General features: G+C 28.7%; 18 protein-coding genes. 13 read left to right on the forward strand and 5 right to left on the reverse strand.

From position 1 onward, the window contains the following. Window positions 1–122 precede the first annotated feature (122 nt). Genes CPIN18021_RS03355 through CPIN18021_RS03400 form a run of 10 tightly spaced genes read left to right on the forward strand, consistent with a single transcriptional unit; the run spans window position 123 to window position 8,088 of the window. On the forward strand, window positions 123–2,189 hold the full coding sequence (locus CPIN18021_RS03355; RefSeq protein ID WP_078423141.1) for an ATP-dependent helicase: 2,067 nt from the start codon (window positions 123–125) through the stop codon (window positions 2,187–2,189). Then, window positions 2,186–3,007 carry a tRNA pseudouridine(55) synthase TruB gene (gene truB / locus CPIN18021_RS03360; RefSeq protein WP_078423142.1) on the forward strand — a complete coding sequence of 274 codons (822 nt, stop codon included), beginning with the start codon at window positions 2,186–2,188 and terminating at the stop codon, window positions 3,005–3,007. Before CPIN18021_RS03355 ends, truB begins: the two co-directional genes overlap by 4 nt. Further along, window positions 3,001–3,231, forward strand: coding sequence for a carbon storage regulator CsrA (gene csrA, locus CPIN18021_RS03365; RefSeq protein ID WP_069632818.1), 231 nt, complete (start codon window positions 3,001–3,003; stop codon window positions 3,229–3,231). The genes truB and csrA overlap by 7 nt, the downstream gene beginning before the upstream one ends. Beyond that, window positions 3,228–3,977: a 4-(cytidine 5'-diphospho)-2-C-methyl-D-erythritol kinase gene (locus tag CPIN18021_RS03370; RefSeq protein ID WP_078424396.1), complete on the forward strand. Its 750-nt coding sequence runs from the start codon at window positions 3,228–3,230 to the stop codon at window positions 3,975–3,977. Before csrA ends, CPIN18021_RS03370 begins: the two co-directional genes overlap by 4 nt. Next, on the forward strand, window positions 3,974–4,435 hold the full coding sequence (gene smpB, locus CPIN18021_RS03375; RefSeq protein ID WP_078423144.1) for an SsrA-binding protein SmpB: 462 nt from the start codon (window positions 3,974–3,976) through the stop codon (window positions 4,433–4,435). Before CPIN18021_RS03370 ends, smpB begins: the two co-directional genes overlap by 4 nt. 11 nt (window positions 4,436–4,446) lie before the next feature. After that, window positions 4,447–5,058, forward strand: coding sequence for a redoxin family protein (locus tag CPIN18021_RS03380; protein ID WP_078423145.1), 612 nt, complete (start codon window positions 4,447–4,449; stop codon window positions 5,056–5,058). A 39-nt stretch (window positions 5,059–5,097) separates the two neighbouring features. After that, window positions 5,098–5,532 carry a flagellar basal body rod protein FlgB gene (gene flgB / locus CPIN18021_RS03385; protein WP_078424397.1) on the forward strand — a complete coding sequence of 145 codons (435 nt, stop codon included), beginning with the start codon at window positions 5,098–5,100 and terminating at the stop codon, window positions 5,530–5,532. Window positions 5,533–5,542: 10 nt separating this feature from the next. Continuing rightward, window positions 5,543–6,040 carry a flagellar basal body rod protein FlgC gene (gene flgC, locus CPIN18021_RS03390; RefSeq protein ID WP_078423146.1) on the forward strand — a complete coding sequence of 166 codons (498 nt, stop codon included), beginning with the start codon at window positions 5,543–5,545 and terminating at the stop codon, window positions 6,038–6,040. Then, window positions 6,040–6,330 (forward strand): flagellar hook-basal body complex protein FliE, encoded by a 291-nt coding sequence (gene fliE / locus CPIN18021_RS03395; protein ID WP_078424398.1) that lies wholly within the window; start codon window positions 6,040–6,042, stop codon window positions 6,328–6,330. The genes flgC and fliE overlap by 1 nt, the downstream gene beginning before the upstream one ends. Window positions 6,331–6,336: 6 nt before the next feature. Beyond that, window positions 6,337–8,088 (forward strand): peptidoglycan D,D-transpeptidase FtsI family protein, encoded by a 1,752-nt coding sequence (locus CPIN18021_RS03400; RefSeq protein WP_078424399.1) that lies wholly within the window; start codon window positions 6,337–6,339, stop codon window positions 8,086–8,088. A 25-nt stretch (window positions 8,089–8,113) separates the two neighbouring features. Here CPIN18021_RS03400 and CPIN18021_RS03405 read toward each other — a convergent pair whose 3' ends face one another. From CPIN18021_RS03405 to CPIN18021_RS03420, 4 genes are read right to left on the reverse strand one after another with little or no spacing between them, the layout of a single operon-like run. Further along, window positions 8,114–10,960 (reverse strand): response regulator, encoded by a 2,847-nt coding sequence (locus tag CPIN18021_RS03405; RefSeq protein ID WP_078424400.1) that lies wholly within the window; start codon window positions 10,958–10,960, stop codon window positions 8,114–8,116. Then, window positions 10,957–11,709 carry a hypothetical protein gene (locus CPIN18021_RS03410; RefSeq protein ID WP_078424401.1) on the reverse strand — a complete coding sequence of 251 codons (753 nt, stop codon included), beginning with the start codon at window positions 11,707–11,709 and terminating at the stop codon, window positions 10,957–10,959. The genes CPIN18021_RS03405 and CPIN18021_RS03410 overlap by 4 nt, the downstream gene beginning before the upstream one ends. Further along, complete coding sequence (gene uvrC, locus CPIN18021_RS03415; protein ID WP_078423150.1) at window positions 11,706–13,511, reverse strand: excinuclease ABC subunit UvrC; 1,806 nt, start codon at window positions 13,509–13,511, stop codon at window positions 11,706–11,708. Before uvrC ends, CPIN18021_RS03410 begins: the two co-directional genes overlap by 4 nt. Beyond that, window positions 13,512–13,970 carry a hypothetical protein gene (locus tag CPIN18021_RS03420; protein ID WP_078424402.1) on the reverse strand — a complete coding sequence of 153 codons (459 nt, stop codon included), beginning with the start codon at window positions 13,968–13,970 and terminating at the stop codon, window positions 13,512–13,514. A 187-nt stretch (window positions 13,971–14,157) separates the two neighbouring features. On the opposite strand from CPIN18021_RS03420, the gene nhaD reads away from it, so the two are divergent. From nhaD to CPIN18021_RS09120, 3 genes are all read left to right on the forward strand, one after another. Continuing rightward, window positions 14,158–15,531, forward strand: a complete 1,374-nt coding sequence (nhaD, locus tag CPIN18021_RS03425) for a sodium:proton antiporter NhaD (protein WP_078423152.1) — start codon at window positions 14,158–14,160, stop codon at window positions 15,529–15,531. Next, window positions 15,531–17,066, forward strand: coding sequence for a glutamine-hydrolyzing GMP synthase (gene guaA / locus CPIN18021_RS03430; protein ID WP_078423153.1), 1,536 nt, complete (start codon window positions 15,531–15,533; stop codon window positions 17,064–17,066). Before nhaD ends, guaA begins: the two co-directional genes overlap by 1 nt. Before the next feature lie 742 nt (window positions 17,067–17,808). Continuing rightward, window positions 17,809–17,931, forward strand: a complete 123-nt coding sequence (locus tag CPIN18021_RS09120; protein WP_257617016.1) for a hypothetical protein — start codon at window positions 17,809–17,811, stop codon at window positions 17,929–17,931. Window positions 17,932–18,225: 294 nt separating this feature from the next. Here the strand turns inward: CPIN18021_RS09120 and CPIN18021_RS03445 are convergent, their stop codons facing one another. Then, window positions 18,226–20,139 (reverse strand): DUF1561 family protein, encoded by a 1,914-nt coding sequence (locus CPIN18021_RS03445; RefSeq protein WP_078423154.1) that lies wholly within the window; start codon window positions 20,137–20,139, stop codon window positions 18,226–18,228. Window positions 20,140–20,239: the final 100 nt, after the last annotated feature.

Here is a 20,239-nt window from a genome sequence, read left to right on the forward strand (position 1 = left end):
ATTTATCGCTAGGATAAAAGAGCTTTTAAACACTTAATAAAATGCATAATTTATATTTTAACTATTTTTAGATAAAATCATACTAATTAATATAATCAAATTTAAAAAATTAAAGTTAGAAAATGAGTGAAATACTAAATCAATTAAACGACACACAAAAAGAGGCTGCAGCTCATATAGATGGTCCTATGCTTATACTAGCTGGTGCCGGAAGCGGTAAGACAAAAACAATAACTTCAAGACTTGCTTATTTGGTTGGAGAGGTTGGTATAGATCCAGCAAATACACTTACTTTGACTTTTACAAATAAAGCAGCAAATGAGATGAGGGTAAGGGCCTTGAGACTACTGGATAAGAATGAATTTCAAATACCTTTACTTTGTACCTTTCATAAATTTGGACTTTTGTTTTTGAAATTTTATATAGATAGGCTAGGTAGAAAAAATAATTTTATCATAATTGATACTGATGATAAAAAAAAGATTTTAAAAGGGTTTGAAAGTTCTTTGCCAACATCTGTTTTATCAAATGAAATTTCAAATTATAAAAATTCACTTTTTAGTGTTGAAGATGTTTTAAGTAATGCAACTTTATTGAGTGGAGAAAAAAATAAAGATGGCTTTTATCAAAAAGTAGCTCAAATTTATAAACAATATGAAGAGTATTTGAGTGCTAACAATCTTGTTGATTTTGATGATTTGCTAGTTCTTACATATAAGATTTTGGATAATGATGATGAGTTAGCAAAAAAAATATCCAATAGATATAAATATATAATGGTAGATGAATATCAAGATACAAATGAGCTTCAATATAAACTTTTAAGAAAGCTATGTACATCTCATTCAAATATATGTGTTGTTGGCGATGATGATCAAAGTATATATGGTTGGCGTGGTGCAAAAATAGACAATATTTTAAATTTTAAAAATCAATTTAATAATACAAAAATTATAAAACTAGAGCATAACTATCGCTCTACTTCACAAATTTTAAAAGTAGCTAATGAGCTTATAAATCACAATAGAAATCGTCTTGGAAAAATACTTATTAGTACAAAAGAAGATGGCGAAAATGTAAATCTTTTTGAAAGTATAGATGAGGTTGCTGAGGCTACAAAGATAGCTAAAAGCATAAAAGAACTTATACAAAGTGGTGTAAATGCGCCTGATATAGCTATACTTTATAGGGTAAATGCACTTTCTAGGTCATTGGAAGAGGGGTTGAATAAAGAAAACATACCTTACAAGATGGTTGGCGGTGTTAAGTTTTATGAAAGAGCCGAGATAAAAGATATCATAAGCTATATAAGACTTGTCACAAATCAAAATGATGATTTTTCTTTAAGAAGAATAATAAATCGCCCAAAAAGAGGTCTTGGTAAGGTTAGTCTTGAAAAGATAGAAAATTTTGCTTTTGAAAATAAAATTTCGTTGTTTAAAGCGGTTGAATTGCTTAGTGAAAAAGATGATATTTTTAATAAAAAAACAGCAACTTCTTTGTGTGATTTTATACAAAATTTAAAAGATATTGGCGATTCTGATGGAATTTTTAAACTCATTGATGATTTGGAAGCTAAGTTTGGAATAAAAAAATATTATGAAAGCTTGCCAGATGGTAGCGATAGAGCTGCGAATATTGATGAATTTTATGCAATGATAAAAGATCAGATAAAACAAGATCCAAGTTTTGATTTGGACGAGTTTTTAAATGAGCTTACTTTAACCAGCGAACAAGATGGTGTTAGCGATAAGATGATATCTATAATGAGTGTTCACGCTAGCAAGGGTTTGGAATTTGAGCATTTGTTTGTTATAGGTATGGAGGAGGGATTTTTCCCTTTGATAGGCGATGGAAGCGATTTGGAAGAAGAAAGAAGACTTGCTTATGTTGCTATAACAAGGGCTAAAAAATCACTTAGTTTAAGCTATGCAAACTCAAGATTTTATAAAGGTCAGCGTGCTAGACTTAATAAAAGTAGATTTTTATCAGAGGCTGGCTTGATCCAAGGTTCTTTGGTTATTGAGCGAAGTAATGAGTATAAAAAAGGAGATCTTGTAAAACATAAAATTTTTGGAATAGGGCGTGTTACCGGGCTTTCTAGAGTTAAAAAAGAGTTTAAACTGACTATAAATTTTGGCGGAAATGTAAAAGAGATAATGTCTAGTTTTGTGGAAAAAGCCGTATGAATGCAATTTTTGTAGCAAACAAACCTTATGGTTTGAGTTCAAATCATTTTTTAAGTAGGCTAAAACGCAAATACAAAGTAAAAAAAGCTGGTTTTTCTGGCACTTTAGACCCATTTGCTACCGGAGTTTTGGTTGTAGCTTTTGGCTCTTATACCAGGCTATTTTCTTATCTAAATAAAACTCCAAAAGTGTACGAAGCTACAATTTGGTTTGGCGCAAGTAGTGAGAGCGGAGATAATGAAAATATATCTCAAGTTGAAAAACTAAGACCGTTTTCGCCAGATGTTTTTGAGATAGTAAGAAAATCTTTGCTGGGCAAGGTTAGTTATATTCCGCCAAAATTTAGTGCTAAAAATATTAATGGTGTAAGGGCATATAAGCTTGCTAGAAGTGGTGTTGAGTTTGAACTAAAATCTCAGGAAATGGAGATATTTTCTTGTGAAATTTTAAACTATTCTCATCCGTTTTTAACTATAAGACTTAAAGTAGATGAGGGTGCTTATGCGAGATCTTATGCTCAGCTTTTTGCACAAAAAATGGGTGTTAGTGCTACACTTAGTGCTTTAAAAAGGGTTAGTGAAGGTGAGTTTAGATTTGAGAATGAACGATTTTTGGACCCTATAAGTATTTTAAATTTGCCAAAAAATGAGTATTTCGGCGATATTGATGAAGTGATGGATGGTAAAAAGTTAGATTTGTATAAGCTTAAAATGCAAAAAAATGGAAAATATTTATTGGAATATGATGAATTTTTTAGTATTATTGAGATAAAAGATGATGAGATAAGTTATTGTTTAAATAAGGTAAAAAAATGTTAATATTGTCAAGAAAAGAAAATGAAGAGATATTATTAGGCAATGATATAAAATTGGTTGTAGTTAGTATAAATAAAGGTGCTGTAAAGCTCGGAATAGAAGCCCCTAAAAACACAATGATACTAAGAAGCGAGCTTGCAAATCAAATTAAAGACTCAAATAAGCAAGCTAGCAAGGATGTTCCTTGTGATAGCTTTGATGAGCTTAGAAAAAAAATAGAAAAATGAAAAGTTTTGCTAAATTAAATATATTTTTAAAAATAGTTGGTACTCGTGGAAATTATCACGAAATTAACTCAAGATTTATACTTTTAAATGATATTTATGATGAGATTGATTTTAAGCTTTCTGATAAATTTTATATAGAAAGTAATTATGATATAGATGATAATATCGTATTGAAAGCAAAAAAAGAGTTAGAAAAATCAGGATATAAAAACGAATTAGATGAGTATTTTAAAAATCATAAAATAGTATTGAAAAAAAATATACCTATGGGAGGCGGAATGGGAGGTGGTAGTTCAAATGCTGCTACCTTTTTAAAATTAGCAAACGAAGAATTAAATCTAAACATAAAAACAGAAAAACTTGCTGAGATAGCTTCAAAAATAGGTTCAGATGTGCCTTTTTTTGTATATAATTACCCTAGTGCAAATGTAAGTGGTGTTGGTGAAAATGTGGTTTATTTTGATGATGAAATTCCACAAATAGATCTTATTATGCCAAATATATCTTGTGAAACGCCAAAGGTTTATCGTGAGTTTAGAGATAAATTTATGCAAAATATAGATATAAAACAAGCTGATAATTTTATGAAGACAAAAAGCAATGAGCTTTTGGGCGTGTATAAAAATTATGAGTTAAATGATCTATTTTTGCCTTGTCTATCTCTTTATCCTAAGATGAAAGATTTTGATGATAAATTTTTAAGCGGTAGCGGAAGCACTATGTTTAGTTTAAAGGGCGCAAAGTGAAAGAGATAGCAAAAAATAAAAAAGCATTTTTTGAATACTCTATAATAGAAAATTTTGAAGCTGGTATAGTTTTAAAAGGTAGTGAAACAAAGGCCTTAAGGCTTGGCAGGGCAAATTTAAAAGATAGCTTTGTTCGTATAATAAAAGGAGAGATTTTTTTATTAAATGCACATATTTCTCATCTTGAGACAACTCATAGTCATTTTAGACCAGATGAAAGAGGTGCGAGAAAGCTTTTGATGCATAGAAAACAGATAGATAGAATGTTTGGACTTGTAACTAGAGATGGATTTACTATAGTTCCTATTTCTATATATCTAAATGATAAAAATATGTTTAAGGTTAGAATTGCGCTTGCAAAAGGTAAAAATTTGCACGATAAGCGTGAGACATTGAAGAAAAAACAGGCTGACATGGACGCAAAGTCTGCTATGAAAAATTTTGGTAAAAATTTATAAAAAGGAATAAAATGAAAAAAGGTTTATTGTTTTTAATAATGGCTATATTTTTTATTGGCTGTTCAGAAGATAAGATAGATAATATTTCTGGTTTTAAAGAATTTAAAGATTCTGAAGAGGTAGTTTTAAAAGGCGTAAATGGACAAAATAAGGTTTTGGTCCGTAAAAATGGTGGCTTTGTTGTAAAAGGTGAAGAGAATAAGGTTGTTGTTCTTGATATATTTGGTACTTTTTGCCCACCTTGCCAAGAAGAGGCTCCAGGTATAGCAAAGTATCAACTTGACAATCAAAAAGATTTTTTAATCATAGGTTTAACTCATTTTGAAAATGTCACGGATGAATATGTTGTAAGTGATTTTATTCAAAAATATAATGCTTTTTATTTTATAACAAATGATCAAAGTGTAAATGATAGAATTGCAGAACAAGTTGTTAAAGATATAAGTTATCAGCACGAGATAGCACTTCCGTTTAAAGTTATTTTGAAAAATGGATATTATCAACTTGTAACTGATAATAATACTGGCAAATTCGGAGTTAAATACTATCTTGGTGGTATTAAAATGAGTAGAATGCAAAGTGATATTGAAAGAATTAATAATCTTAAGCAAAATATGGAATAAAATTTGCTTATAGTATTGTGTGATTAAAAAGGAGTAGCAATGTTTGTTTTAGAGACATCAAAATCAAGACCATTAGTTGAATCAGCTATGAGCGCTAGGGAGCTTAGACAAAAGATGATCTCTAGCAACATTGCAAATATAGATACTCCATTTTATAAATCAAGAGATATAGGTTTTGAATCAGAGCTTAGTTCTAGAGCTAGTGAAATTTACAATAAAACAAAAAGTAAAGAATTGAAATTAGCAAAAACAAATGACAAACATATAGATATGGTTGGTTTTCCAAGAACCGGGTTAGCTAGTGTGTTTTTAAGAGATGGTCATTTGGCTAGAAATGATGCAAATACTGTTGATTTGGATGTTGAAACAACAGAACTTAGTAAAAACTATATAATGTTAAATGCTTTGGATAGTGCTTATAAAAGAGATAGTTCTATATTTAAAAGTGTAATAGATGCAAGTGGCAAAATGTAAGGTTGAATAGATGTATTTAAATGATTTTGATATTAGTGGATATGGACTTAGTGCACAACGTTTTAGAATGAATGTTATTAGCTCAAATATAGCTAATGCAAATACGACTAGAACAGCAGAAGGAGGTCCTTATAGAAGACAAGAAGTTATCTTTAAAGCTTTTGATTTTGATAAAGTTTTAAATAAACAGATAAAAGAGCAAAACTCTATGCTTGAATATTCAAATCCTCTAGATGACCCTGCATCACCAAAAGATGCTTTTCCATCTGTTATGAGTGTTGTTGTTGATAAGATAGTTAGAGATGATAAGGATTTTCAGCTAAAATATGATCCAAACCATCCAGATGCAAATGCAGATGGGTATGTTTCTTATCCAAATATTAATCCAGTTATAGAAATGAGCGATTTGATAGAAGCTACTAGGGCATACCAAGCTAATGTTTCCGCCTTTCAAAGCGCTAAAAGCATAGCTCAAAGTGCTATACAGATGATTGCAGGGGGTCAATAATGAACGATATATCTAGTATATCCAAGATTTCACAATTAAATCAAAATAAAACTACTCAAAAAAAATCAGATGTTGATTTTGCTAGTGTTTTAGATAACTCATTAAAAGAGTTAAATAAGGTTCAAGAAAATGCCGATAAAGCAATCGCTGACCTTGCTACTGGAGAGGTTAAGGATCTACATCAAGCAGCAATAGCAATAGGCAAGGCTGAAACAAGCATGAAATTGATGTTGGAGATTAGAAATAAAGCTTTAAGCGCTTATAAAGAGATATCAAGAACTCAAATTTAGAATTTTATGAACTCAAACAAAACAAAAACTACTGTTCTTTATATAGTTATTTTAGTTTTTATATTGATTTTTTTATCATCTATGTTTTTTCGTATAAGCATAGATAGAAAATTACCAAGCATGCAAACAAGTGAGGATAATACTGCCTTACGAGGTTCTATAATTACAAAAGATGGTTTTAGGGTTGCTGTGAGTCAGAAACTATATACAGCCAAGCTAGATACAAGAAGTATAGACCCAAATAAAAAAGATATGTTTGTAAAACTTTACTCTATTTATAGTGGTGATAGTGAGAAAAAAATACTAAGTCTTATAAACAAAACAAGAGGTTTGCTTATATTGTCTGAAAATATAGATGCAAAAACAGCTATGCATTTAAAAGAATTATCAAGAAAATTATATCAAAAAAAGATTTTTATACCGATACATGGTTCTAGTTTTGTTCAGGGTCTTGATGTATTTGAGAGTGAAGAGAGTAGAAAAAATAGAACTTATATAGCAAAAAATGCTTTAACTCCTATAATTGGATATATGATACAAAAAGATGGAAAAAGCTCTGGTGCAAAAGGTATAGAAAAGTATTATGATGATTTTTTAGCACCTATTCAGGATGCAAAATTTATAGGCCCAAGAGATGTTGGAAGCAATATAATATTTACGAGTGAATCTAATCTAGCAAATAGGGTAGATGGATACGATGTTGGAATTTCTGTATCTTTAAAATTTCAAAGCATGCTTGAAAAAATAGTGGATAATCAAAGAGAATTTTTAGATGCTAGTGAAATTATAGCTTGTGTTATGGATAGCAAAACAGGTGAAATTTTAGCTCTTGCATCAAGTTCTAGATATGATCCATCAAGTATTAGAAAACAAGATATATTGTCTTTAAACTCATCAGCTACTGAGTATTCATATGAGATAGGTTCTGTGTTTAAACCTTTTATATTTTCTATATTGATGTCTGAAAAAAAAGTAAATCCAGTTGAAATCGTAAATACTTATAATGGTAAATATAAACTTGGAAAAAGAATCATAAGAGATACTCATCCTGAGCCAAGCATGAGTGCTGAGGATGTTATAGCATATAGTTCAAATATAGGTATGATTGAGCTGTCTAGGCGTTTAGATGGTATTCAGATATATAATGGTCTTATAAATTTTGGTTTTACTCAAAAAACTGGCGTTGATATACCTTATGAACAAGTAGGTGCGATACCAAGTGCCATTAAGCTTAATTCTCAAACATATAAAGCAACAGTTAGCTATGGCTATGGTATTAGTGCAACATTTATGCAGCTTTTAAAAGCTTATAATGTTTTTAATAACAAAGGTATTGCGGTCATACCACATTTTGCTGTATATTTTGAAAAAAATGGTAAAAAGTATTCGCCTCCTATACTAAATGGAATAAATCAAAACTCAAAGCAAATAATATCTCAAGATATTGCAAAAAGAATGAAGAGAATACTTATAAAAGTTGTTGAAAAAGGAACCGGGCAAAAAGCATTTACTCCTGGTTTGGAAGTTGGTGGCAAAACAGGAACAGCTCATATAGCTAAAAATGGAGTATATTCTAATACATACAATGGATCATTTTTTGGGTTCGCAAATGATGATTTTGGACATAGTTATACCATAGGTGTTCTTGCCAGAAATCCCAAGAAAAAATATTATTATTATGGGGCGCAAAGCGCTTTACCAGTATTTAAAAATACAGTTGATTTGCTTGTAAATGAAGGATATTTATTAAAAAAATAGATAAATAATTATTTGCTTGCAGTTTCTACACCCCTCCCATTATCTCTTTTTTTACTATCTCAACTAGTTGAGCCTTATTTATCTGTGGTGATAATATTTTAATATAAGGTTTAATGTTAAAATTATTTCTAGATTTATTGCTAAATATAAATAATTTTGTATCTATGCCAAATAGTATTCTAGAGTCTTCTATTAAGTTTAATGCTTTTTCGGTATCAAAATTTTTTTCATTATCATCTATAAATATTAGACCATAAATTTTATTTTTTATATAGTTTTCGAATTCTTCAAAGCTATCGGCAGTTGTCAAATATGTGTTAAATTCAGATAATGCTCCAGCGAATATTTTATTTTCAATAGGTGATTTTTTGAATAATAAAATATTGTAACTTTTTTTATATATATTATTGTTTAAAAAAGTATCAAAATTTGGTATAAAACTTGTGAGTATTCTTCTTAAATTCTTTTTGCTAAATGGTTTTTTTATGTATTCATCAAATACTGTTAATGATTGTTCCGGTGATATACTTCCAGCACTAGATATCATAGCTATTATAGGCGTGTGCCTTCCAATTTCATTATTTTTATATTTTTTTGCAATTTCTAAAGATTTTATTCCGTATGCATCTGTATCCATTAAAAATAAATCAAATCTTTTATTTTTTGTTAATTCTTCTATATTTTTATGATCACTTGCTGATGTTATATCAACATTATATTTCTCAAATGAATGCTTTATGATATTAAGATTTATATTATTATTTTCTATTATTAGTATTTGTGGTTTATTTAAAATAAATTTTTGAGTTGATTTTATATCTGTATTTTTTTGTAGATATTGTAAAATTTTTATAGGTGTTAAAGGATCTTTTATGCTTATAATATTTTGTGAATCATAAGATATATCTTTTGTTTTTCTTGTAAATATTATTCGATAATTTTTAATATTATCTACTTTATTTAAGCTTGAAAAAACAGTTGGATTTAAACCGATATTTTGTAATGTTTTTTTGAAAAATATATTATAGTCTTTATCTAAATCATCGATATATGCAGTAGGTATTTTGTTGTTTAAATTTTGATATTCTTCTATTTCATTCATTGTTTTTAATACAATTTCAAATGAAAATTCATTACCAATATCTTTTGAGCTTTTTATTTTGAGCTTTGATTGCATACTTTTTAAATAAAGGGAGGATAGAGATAGCCAAAATTGCATATATTCATCATCTATTGTTTCTATATCAACATCTTCGTTCTGAATAAAATTTTCAAGTGTTGAATCAGCATTGTTTTTTATAGTAAATAGTATATTTGCTACATCATTGTTTTTAGAATTTATGACTTGTTTTATTTTTACTATAATTTTTGAATATTGGTTGCATTGATATATAGCACAGAACAAAATATTAGATATTGTATTTATGATTTTATCTTTATCTCCTATAAGATTATTTTTTATTTTAGGATCTATAAAGGTTGCGTAATTTATATTTTTTTTGTTGATTTCATTAATTCTAGATTCAAGAGCTATGCTAAAAACATCTTGTGGATTAAAGACAACTTCGCTTTTTTCTAATTCGTTGTTTTCAAAATATACAGTGCTTAAGATATCATTGAACGTAGAGTATTCTTTTGAGTAATTTTCTTCTAATACACTAAGTGCTTTTAATTGTTCAGATGATGTGTAACTTTTTCTTAAAAATGATATGCTATGAAGTTTTTCTTCTAGTTGCATTTTTTGTCTTTGAGTTGCTTTTTTTATATATTTGCTTTTAATTTTATTTAAAGTAATAATTTTTTTATGTGATTTTTTTAAATTTTCATATATGTCTTTAAAATTTAAGATCGTATTGTAATTTTCTAAATTTAATTCATCTTGATTGTCATAAAAAGAATCCTTTGCTAATCTTATATTTTCTTTTATAATTTTTAGCTCTTTAATTTTTTTAACAATATTGATGGTAATAAATATAAAAATCATAAGCAACGCGACTGATAATATTATATTTTGTTTATATCTTTTTAAAATAATTGAATTTTTTATAGATAATTCAGACTCTATGATGTTTGAAGCTTCTAACAAAAATATAAATTTATCTTTTTGAAAATTATCTATTAGATAAAATTCTTCGTTTGTTATATTTTTTTTCTTTAATTCTGATAGTTTATTACCTTCTTCAAATATTTTTTTTAAATATCCACTATTTTTAGAAGTATTTAAAAAATTTATCATTCTTTCTTTTGATTCATTTTTTGGTAAAAATTTTATATCTATAAGATTTGAAATATCAGCTTGGAGCCAGTTTAATATATTATTGCTTGAAACTTGTTCGTTATTTATTATAGCTTTTTGTATGTATTCTCTATTAAAGTTTATTTTTGATGCATTTATATATATATCATTTAATATAATAATATATGTTCTTAATTCATTATTTAATGATTTGAGATCTAAAAATTTAGAATTTCCATTTATTATTGAATCATTTATATTTCTATAAAAATTTAAAAATATATTTAAAAATGTGTAATTACTAGTTATCCTTTGTCGTAAAATTTCAACTTGTGATTTTATTGATATTGTTTCATCTTGTTTTTCTGGCTTAAAGGAAATTAAGGCATCTATGTCATCATCGGTTTTTTTTCTTAAAATATCTATATTGTAAAAATTATTTTTTTTGGAATTTACTATCTCTCTTTCTAGTATAAGTGATTTTATTATATTTTTTAAAATATTTTGCTCTTTTATGCTCTCTGCTAATTTGTTAGAGTTGTAAACATAGGTGGAAAAATTATATATTTTATACAATATGAAAAAAATAGTAAAAATTAAAGGTATGATTACAATGTAGTCTTTAAATTTTTTCATAAATTCTCCTGATATTTAGACAAAACATTTTGTAATTCATCTATATTTTCTTTAACATTAAGTATTAATGTATTTAACTCTGAGTTGTTTGAATTTTGAATTTCTGTAAAAATTTTAACCAGGGGTGTTATATGTAATATAATTGCAGTTTCTTTTATTTTTTTTGTGATTTTTTTTATTTCTTGTATATTATGTGTAATAATTGCATTTTGTATTGCTAATTCATGTCTCTTGGCGCCTCTTATAAAAATATTCATATATGAAATAAATTCATCCTTTTCTAGGTTTAAGAAATTTCTATTTTTTTCAAGCCAAGCTTCATCAATAGATATATTTCTATGAAATTTAGATGTTTCTTTATTTTTTGTATTCTTTAGTATTGGAAGTCTAACTTCTGGAATATGAAAAATATTATCTTTTGTATTATTTTTATCTTGTGAAATTACATCTTCAATTACAAGCTCTAAGCTATAGAAACTATCAGTGCCTTTAGTAAAAAATTCATCTATTTTAAAAATCGCGATTGCAGTTTTACCACTTTTTGTTTTTATATTAAATTTTGTTTTTGTGCTTGAATTTTCTATGATATTTTGTATAAAAGGTTTGTTGATATTTTTCGGATAATTTTGTATTATTTCATCTATATCTTTGTGCTGTGATAAAAAATCTTCTAAGTCTTGATACTCTAAAATTCCTAAAGTTTTTTTGTCTATCCCTATAATCTTATAATCTTTGTTGTATATTATCAAGACTTTTCCTTAAATATTTTATCCGCAACACTTTTGTTTGTTATTTTTTTTATATCATCATAACTTGATTTATAGATTTTATCAAAACTTCCATAAAAATTAACTAATTTCGTAATGCTTCCCTTTGAAATTCCAAGCTTTGCTAGTTTTGAATTTTGTGTATCTTGTTTGTTTTTAATTTTTCTATGAAAGCTTATTGCAAAACGATGAGCCTCATCTCTCATTTTTTGAAAAAACAAAAGTTTTTTATCATCTGTAGCTAAGTTAAATTTATTGCTTATAGTATAAATTTTATCCTTTGCTTTCCCTTTTGCTCTATGTGCTTTTGCGTCAATTTTTTCTTTTGATATTGCTATAACATCTATATTTGTTCCAGAACTTTTTAAAATTTCAACAGCTAGATTTAACAAAGCTTCTCCGCCATCTATTATCCACAAATCAGGCGGACTTAATTTATCAAATCTTAAAGCTCTTATTGTCAAACTCTCTCTCATTTGGTCATAATCATTTTTGCTTTCAAGATGAAAATGTCTATACTTTTCTTTTATAAAGTCTCCATTTTCATATCTTATCATACCAGCAACTGTTGCTTCTCCAAATAGATGTGAGTTGTCAAAACATTCTATTGTGTTTGGTGTATGGCTTAGGTTAAAATATTCTTTTAGCTCATTTAAAAAGCCCATATCATTTGTTTTTATATGTTTTTGTATTGTTATTTGTGCATTTTTTTGCGCTATTTCACAAATTTTTCTTTTTTCTCCAACTTTTGGTTGTTTGATTGAAAATTTCTTATTGTGTCTTTTATTTAAAATTTCAGCTACCAAATCAATATCTTCAAACTCATCAAATGTATAAATTTTAGTTGCAGTTACTGGTTGATTTATCGCAAAATTATCAAGTATAAAGTGCTTGTATATCTCGTTTATTTCGTTATTTTCTCCATCTTTTGCATTCGTTATATCGCTTTTTACACCAACTATTTTTCCTTTTTGTATACTAAATCTTATCCCGCAAAATAAATCTAAATATTTAGTTACACAAAATACCTCAAAATCTTCAAGTTTTGCTATATCAACCTCTATTTTTACCTCTAAATTTTTTATACTATTTATCTGATCTCTTGTTATTGCGGCTTGTTCATAATTTTGTGAATTTGCATATATTTGCATGAGATTTGTTAGCTTTGGTATCATCAAACTTGGATTTTGTAAAGATATCAATGCCTCATCTACTATTTTTTTATAATCCTCTTTTGAAATTTCATTTTCGCAAGGAGCATAGCATCTTTTCATCTGATAAAAAAGGCACTTTTTTTTACTTTTTAGACATGATTTTTTTTGAATTAGCTTAAAATTTATATAAATAGCTTCTAGTAAATCTTTAGATCCGCTAAAAAATGGTCCAAAATATTTTATATTTGCGCCTTGAACTATCTTTCTTGTGATTTCAAATCTTGGAAAATCTTCGTTTAAATCTATAAAAATATAAGGGTATGTTTTATCATCTCTTAATAAGATATTATACTTTGGTTTTAGTTGTTTTATAAAAGAGTTTTCAAGTATTAATGCATCAGCTTCGCTACTAGTTACTATGTATTCAAGATGATTTGTTTCACTTATCATTTTATGAATTCTAGGGCTTAGATTTGATGATGGTGATAGAGTTGGTGTAAAATTAAAATAACTTTTTACTCTATTAAAAAGGTTTTTGGCTTTTCCTACATATAAAAGCCTATTTTTTTCATCAAAGTATTGATATACGCCAGAACTTTTTGGCAAAGTTCTTAACTCATCTAATAGCAATTAAATTTTTCCTTTTATGATTGTTCTAATCTCTTCAAAATGAATGTAAATTTCTTGAGTTTTTGCTAAATTTTTAAACTCACCTTTGGATTTTTTTTGCGTTTTTGTATTTTGATTGTAATTTATAACAAGGCTATTTTGTAATTGTATCTTATTTGTTACAAATATTTTTATATCGCTTACGCTAGCAAAAACAGATTCCGGTCTTATCTGAACGATAGTTTTTAATAAACCTTTTATCATTTTTATATTATTATCGTAACGCAGTTCACGAAGCAATATTGGATTTTTAAGTACTATAAATAATGTTTTGTCTTTTACGTAGCAAAATGATATAAATTGTTTATGAGCTTCGCTCATCATGCTTATTAGCTCTTGATATTGCCTTATTTTGTTTAGTTTTTCATATAAAGGATTTTGATACACATGTTTTTCAATAATAAATTTAATATCTTTCATAAAGTTATTTTAGCATTTCTTATATTAATTTTTCTTGGAGGGTGTGGTTATAAAGCAGATCCTTTTTATAATGAAAATGCTAAACAATCTGAGCATGTTAAAAGTTAAAATATATACTTAAAACTTAAATTTATATTGTTTTAGTAAAATACTTAGTTATTTAATTTTCATTCAAGGAGAAAAGTAGATGAAATTTCTTGGACTTATAGTCTTGTTTTTTGCAGCGGCCTTTGGTTCTGGTGCTGAGGTTGCGGTTGAGCATATAGACCTTAGTACAACTTGGGCTGGCTGGTTATGTCTTGTAGTATTTGTTATTGGATATTATTTTATAGCGGCTGAAGAGCTGTATCATGTAAATAAAGCTAAACCAGCTATATTTATAGGTACTTTTATGTTTATACTTTTGGGTATTTATATGGCCATAAATGGTATGTCTATGGAGCCTTTAAATAATGAGATAAATCACCTTATTATAGAGATTGCTCAGATAGTATTTTTCTTGATGGTTGCTATGACATACATAGAAGCATTGATAGAAAGAGATGTTTTTAATGCATTAAAATACAATCTAGTTTCAAAAGGATACTCTTACAAAAAACTTTTTTGGCTAACTGGTGTTATTGCATTTTTCTTAAGCCCAGTAGCTGACAATCTAACAACAGCACTTATTTTATCTACCGTTCTTTTAACAATAGATAGAGAAAATAAAGCATTCTTAGTAGCCGGTGCGATAAATATAGTTGTTGCAGCAAATGCCGGTGGTGCATGGAGTCCATTTGGAGATATCACAACTCTTATGGTTTGGGCGGCAGGAAAATCTCCATTTATAGATTTCTTAGCACTTTTCCCTGCTTCATTTATTGGTTGGATTATTACTGGATATTTATTGTCTTTAAAAGTTCCAGAAGGAAGTCCTCATTTTGATGTAAAAAGCGAGAAAAAAGTTATCATAAAACCTGGTGGTAAGGTTGTTATAGCTCTTGGAATTTCCACTATAGTTATAGCTGTTTTATGTCATCAGTTCTTTCATTTACCTGCTATGTGGGGTATGATGTTTGGTTTTTCTTTACTTACTATATTTTCATATTCATTTAAGAAGAAACACAAAAATGAAGACACTATGAATGTTTTTCACTATATGTCAAAAATAGAAAATGATACATTGTTATTTTTCTTTGGAATTTTAGCTGCTGTTGGCGCTTTGCACTACGCTGGTTTCTTGGAGTATCTAATAAAACTTTATGATAGTTTTGGATTTACTAGCATAAACATTGCTGTTGGTTTTGTATCTGCTATAGTTGACAATGTTCCTGTTATGTCGGCTGTTTTAAAATCAAATCCGGTAATGGGCGATGATGAGTGGTTGCTTGTAACGCTTACAGCTGGTATCGGTGGTTCTATGATCAGTTTTGGTTCAGCTGCTGGTGTCGGTGTTATGGGTAAATTAAGAGGTATTTATACTTTTGGTGCTCATATGTCTCAGGCTTGGAAAGTAGTTGTTGGATATATTATTTCTCTTGTTATATGGTATATTCAATTTGAAATTTTAGGATGGTATTAATGAAAAAAGCTGATATTATTGTTTTGGATTTTGGTTCTCAATATACACAACTGATAGCTAGACGCCTTAGAGAGCAGGGGTTTTATGCTGAGCTTTTGCCTTTTAATTCAAAGCTTGAGGATATAAAAGCAAAACAGCCTAAGGGTATTATTCTTAGTGGTGGACCAGCAAGTGTTTATGCTAATGATGCTTATTTCTGTGATGAAGGTGTTTTTGAGCTTGGAATTCCTGTGCTTGGAGTTTGTTATGGTATGCAACTTATAGCTCATCATTTTGGCGGTAGTGTTATACCTGCTAGAGAAAAAGAGTATGGTAAGGCTGAGCTATTTTTTGATGTTAATCATCCTCTTTTTGAAAATACAAAAGATGGTCAAATCGTATGGATGAGTCATTCTGATAAGGTTGAAAATTTACCTTCAAATTTTAAAGTTTTAGCTAAGTCAAAGCACTCTGATTTTTGTGCTTATGGTGATGATGAACGTAAAATTTATGCTTTACAATTTCACCCTGAAGTAGCTCATAGTGAATCAGGTGATGCTATTTTGAAAAATTTTGCAAAGTTGATATGTAAATGCGAAAGCAATTGGAATATGGGAAATTTTGCAAAAGAACAGATGGCTAAAATAAAAGAAAAAGTTGGTAATGATAAAGTTCTTTGTGCTGTAAGCGGTGGTGTTGATAGCTCTGTTGTTGCGGCTTTGTTGGCTCATTCTGTCCCTGATAACTTGATAGTTGTTTTTGTTGATAATGGTCTTCTTAGAACAAAAGAGCGAGAGCAAGTAGAAAATATATTTAAATCCAAACTTGGTGTTGATTTGATTGTCATTGATGCTAGTGAGTTATTTTTGGGAAGGTTAGCTGGAGTTGTGGATCCTGAACAAAAGCGTAAAATAATAGGAAATACTTTTATTGAAGTTTTTGAACAAGAAGCAAAAAAACATGAAAACGTAAAATACCTAGCTCAAGGCACACTCTATACAGACATTATAGAAAGTAGTGTTGTTGGTTCTAGTAAAACAATAAAAAGCCATCATAACGTAGGTGGTTTACCTGATTGGATGAAATTTGAACTTATAGAGCCTTTAAAAGAGATATTTAAAGATGAGGTTAGGGTGCTTGGACTAGAACTTGGTCTTAGTAAAGATTTGGTTTATCGTCATCCATTCCCAGGTCCAGGACTTGCTATACGCATAATGGGCGAAGTAAATGAGCCTAGCTTGGAACTATTAAGAGCTGCTGATGTTATCCTTAGAGATGAGCTTAAATCTAGTGGCTGGTATAATAAAACTTGGCAAGCATTTTGCGTGCTTTTAAATGTAAAATCAGTTGGTGTTATGGGCGATAATAGAACCTATGAAAACGCTGTTTGTATACGTGTTGTTGATGCTAGTGATGGTATGACGGCTAGTTTTTCAAGACTTCCTTATGATTTGCTTGAAAATGTAAGCCGCCGTATTATAAATGAAGTTAACGGCATAAACCGTGTTGTTTACGATATTAGCTCAAAACCACCCGCAACTATCGAGTGGGAGTAGTTAAAAACAGGCTCTAAAGCCTTATAAATAGCTATTTTGTGAGTGTTGTACTTGTAAAATTTATAAATGGGTCACTTAAAGAGTAATTCTTTGGGTGATATTGAAGAAAAAGCAACTGAGATTTTTGATTTTAGTTGCTTTTTGTTAATAATAAATTATAGTTTTAATGCTGCTTTCATTGAAACAGTGAGTAGTAGTTCTGTAGCAATAGTTTTAGCTATCTCTATTGTGAATGGTAGGGCTTTTTCTTTGATTACTTTCTTTATATATTCCATGTTATATCTTCTCTGATTTTATCTAAAAAACCATGTCTATATCTCTTTTCAAACTTAGTATCTCCTGCATGAGTTATAAATTTTGTTATGTCAAAGATTCTTTTTTTATAATAAATTATTTTCTTTCGGGCACTCAACCATCTTTTTAGAATTTCATCACGACTTAGTTCTTCAAATTCTTTCTGTGTAAGCGGTAATAAATGGTATTCGATAGATTTATTTTACATAGAATTAAACTGCTCTTTTGTAATAGAGTAAAACTCCAAGTCAAACAAATTATCGGATAGCTCTCTTAAGATATTACATAAATCACCATTAAAGGGATATTTCTTGTTATGTCATTGTCTTATCTATATCGTAAGTCTAAATAAACAAGAAAGTATAAAAAATATGATAAAAATGTATGTTAATGCTAAGAAGACTAGTAGAGATTGGGATGGAGGGTTTTAAAATCCAAGGCATACAAAATGATAAAAAAATTAAATGAAATAATGTTAAAAGACAATCCAAACTTAATAGTGATTGCAGGCAATGTTAATCAAAAATTTTATGAAGAAAACTGTTATGGACAAGAGAAAGAAGTGTATTAGTAAGCAAAGATAAAGAAAAGAGATGCATGGAAAATTTATTTGATATTTGAGGTATGTTGATTATGCTGAACATGATCTGGATAGATTATTGCTACCTGCTTTAAGAAGGGGTGGCAAGAGAAAAAAGAAAGTATACTTGGTAAAATAAGACATATTTTTGAGGTGTTTTTTGGTGTTTGAAATAGTCCAATATTAAGTATTATATCAAGTATGAATTTTATTATTTTTTGAAGAGCTTTATTATAATAAATCAAATAGATATTGTAATCTATTTGATTTTTAAAATTGTAAATTTTATCTACTTTCTAACAAACCACATCTTTTACTCGGAGTATCACATTGATTTATTAAATTTACTTCAGGTTTTCTTTTGCTCCCTCTTCTGCTTGGCCCTTCTCCTGTGCAGTTGTTTTGTGACACACTTAAAACGATAGGATTAAAATACCTTCTTGAAACTTGTATGAACTGGGTATAAGCTAAATTTAATGTTCCGTTATTTGTAATTCGATTTCTTACATCACTAGTAGTATTTATAGTGCGACTAAGTCTTTGTCTAAATTCATCAAGTGTTATATCTGGAAAATTTGTAGTAACATAAACCATACCACCTTGTGTTCTGATAACTGGCATGATATGACCTTCTAATTCGTTTGTTCTTGGATTTATGGTGTAGATGAAATTTATCCAAACAGATCCAGGTGAAGATCTAAGTACTGATTGAACTCCTATGTCTAATTGAGATTCGTTTAGCATATTTGTTCCTGTAATCACATAATTAGATAAAAAAGTTCCAACTAATCCTAAAGCACTGTGGCCTAATGCTGTTTGCATTTGCGCCCATTCGTATCTGGCAGACTCTTCAAATCGCCCTTGAGTTTCTAGTACAAGGCTTAAGCCAGGATATCTTTGTCTAAATGCTATAAAAGGATCTCGCATATGTGCTGTTGGAAATAAATAACCTTCGCCATCATTTCTAATAGAAGTGTCATTTAAAATTTCAAGCACCATTTGCATAGTTTGTAAAAGACAAGTACCACAAATTCCTATACCCTCGCTTTCATTGTTTGAACCACTTCTTGCTATTTGCCAAAGTCTTCTTTGCCAAGCTTCATCTTCTAGTCTAAAGCTAGGATGGATATCTCTTTTAACTCTTATTTTACTATCTGTTTGTTTTCCTGAAGCTGGACAAACATTAAGTTCATCAGCAAGATTTGCATTGACAAATCTTAGCCAATCTCCAAGTTCATGAGAAATAGTAAAATATTCTTTTGGTGCATTGCTTGTATCTTTAGGCATATAACTTGGTTTTATGGTATACGGAACGCCCCAATTAACTCCATAAGCACTAAGTCTTAGTATGTTTCCTAAATAATCAATTATCATACTATCATTTTCATGCGGTGACAAGAAACTCCACTTATGTTTTTCGTCACTTTTTGTAACTACATCTTTGCATTCTTCCCAACTAGCCCAATTCCAATTTTGTGTTTTTTTCTGATTTGAAGTGAGGCAGTATAATTGACCACTTTCTTTATAATATTGAGCAATATGGCCATTTGTGGAATTGTAATAAAGTTCAACTATATTATCTGGGACAGATTTATTATTTTGCAAATAATACAAAGCCCATTGAAATCTATCTATAAAAGGCCAAGCTATAGGTGTTTTAAAACTTAAAGTTGCCGGAGCAGCCCTTAGATTTGCCCATGATTTCATTTCAGAATGTAGCTCGTGATTTTCTTTGTCGCTTGATTTTTTAGATATATAGGCATAGTATTTGTAATGCTTAATTCGTAAATTGCCTTCGTTTGTAAATATTTTACTATTTTTAATCATAAAACGTTGATTTCTGTCATTTAAAGTGCAAGGCGATAAATGCATATAATCCCACGATTGAGTTGATTTACCATCTATGCCAGTAACACTAGAAGGTGCTACAAGACATAAGTAGTTGCCATTTACTTCAAAACTGATTCTCCCAAAAACATCGTATCTAGCTTTTGGCAGTTTATTACTACAATAATCCAAATAAATATAGCTCTCTCCTTTTGAAAAAACAGGACTATAACACAGATTTTGTCCATCTTCAGTTCTAACCTTTAAAATCATATCTTTAGGAGTATCGGCTACAACCTGTCTTACATCTTGTGCGTTTAAAAACAACAAAAAAAAGTTCAATATAAACAATACTTTAGTATAAAATTGCATTGAATATCCTTTTAAAATGAAATTTATGTTACAGTATTATATCAAAAATATAACGATTTGTTATTAAAATTTTATATAATTTTATATTTTAGAGTATCTT

It is taken from the genome of Campylobacter pinnipediorum subsp. caledonicus, from assembly GCF_002022005.1.
GTDB classification, from domain to species: domain Bacteria; phylum Campylobacterota; class Campylobacteria; order Campylobacterales; family Campylobacteraceae; genus Campylobacter_A; species Campylobacter_A caledonicus.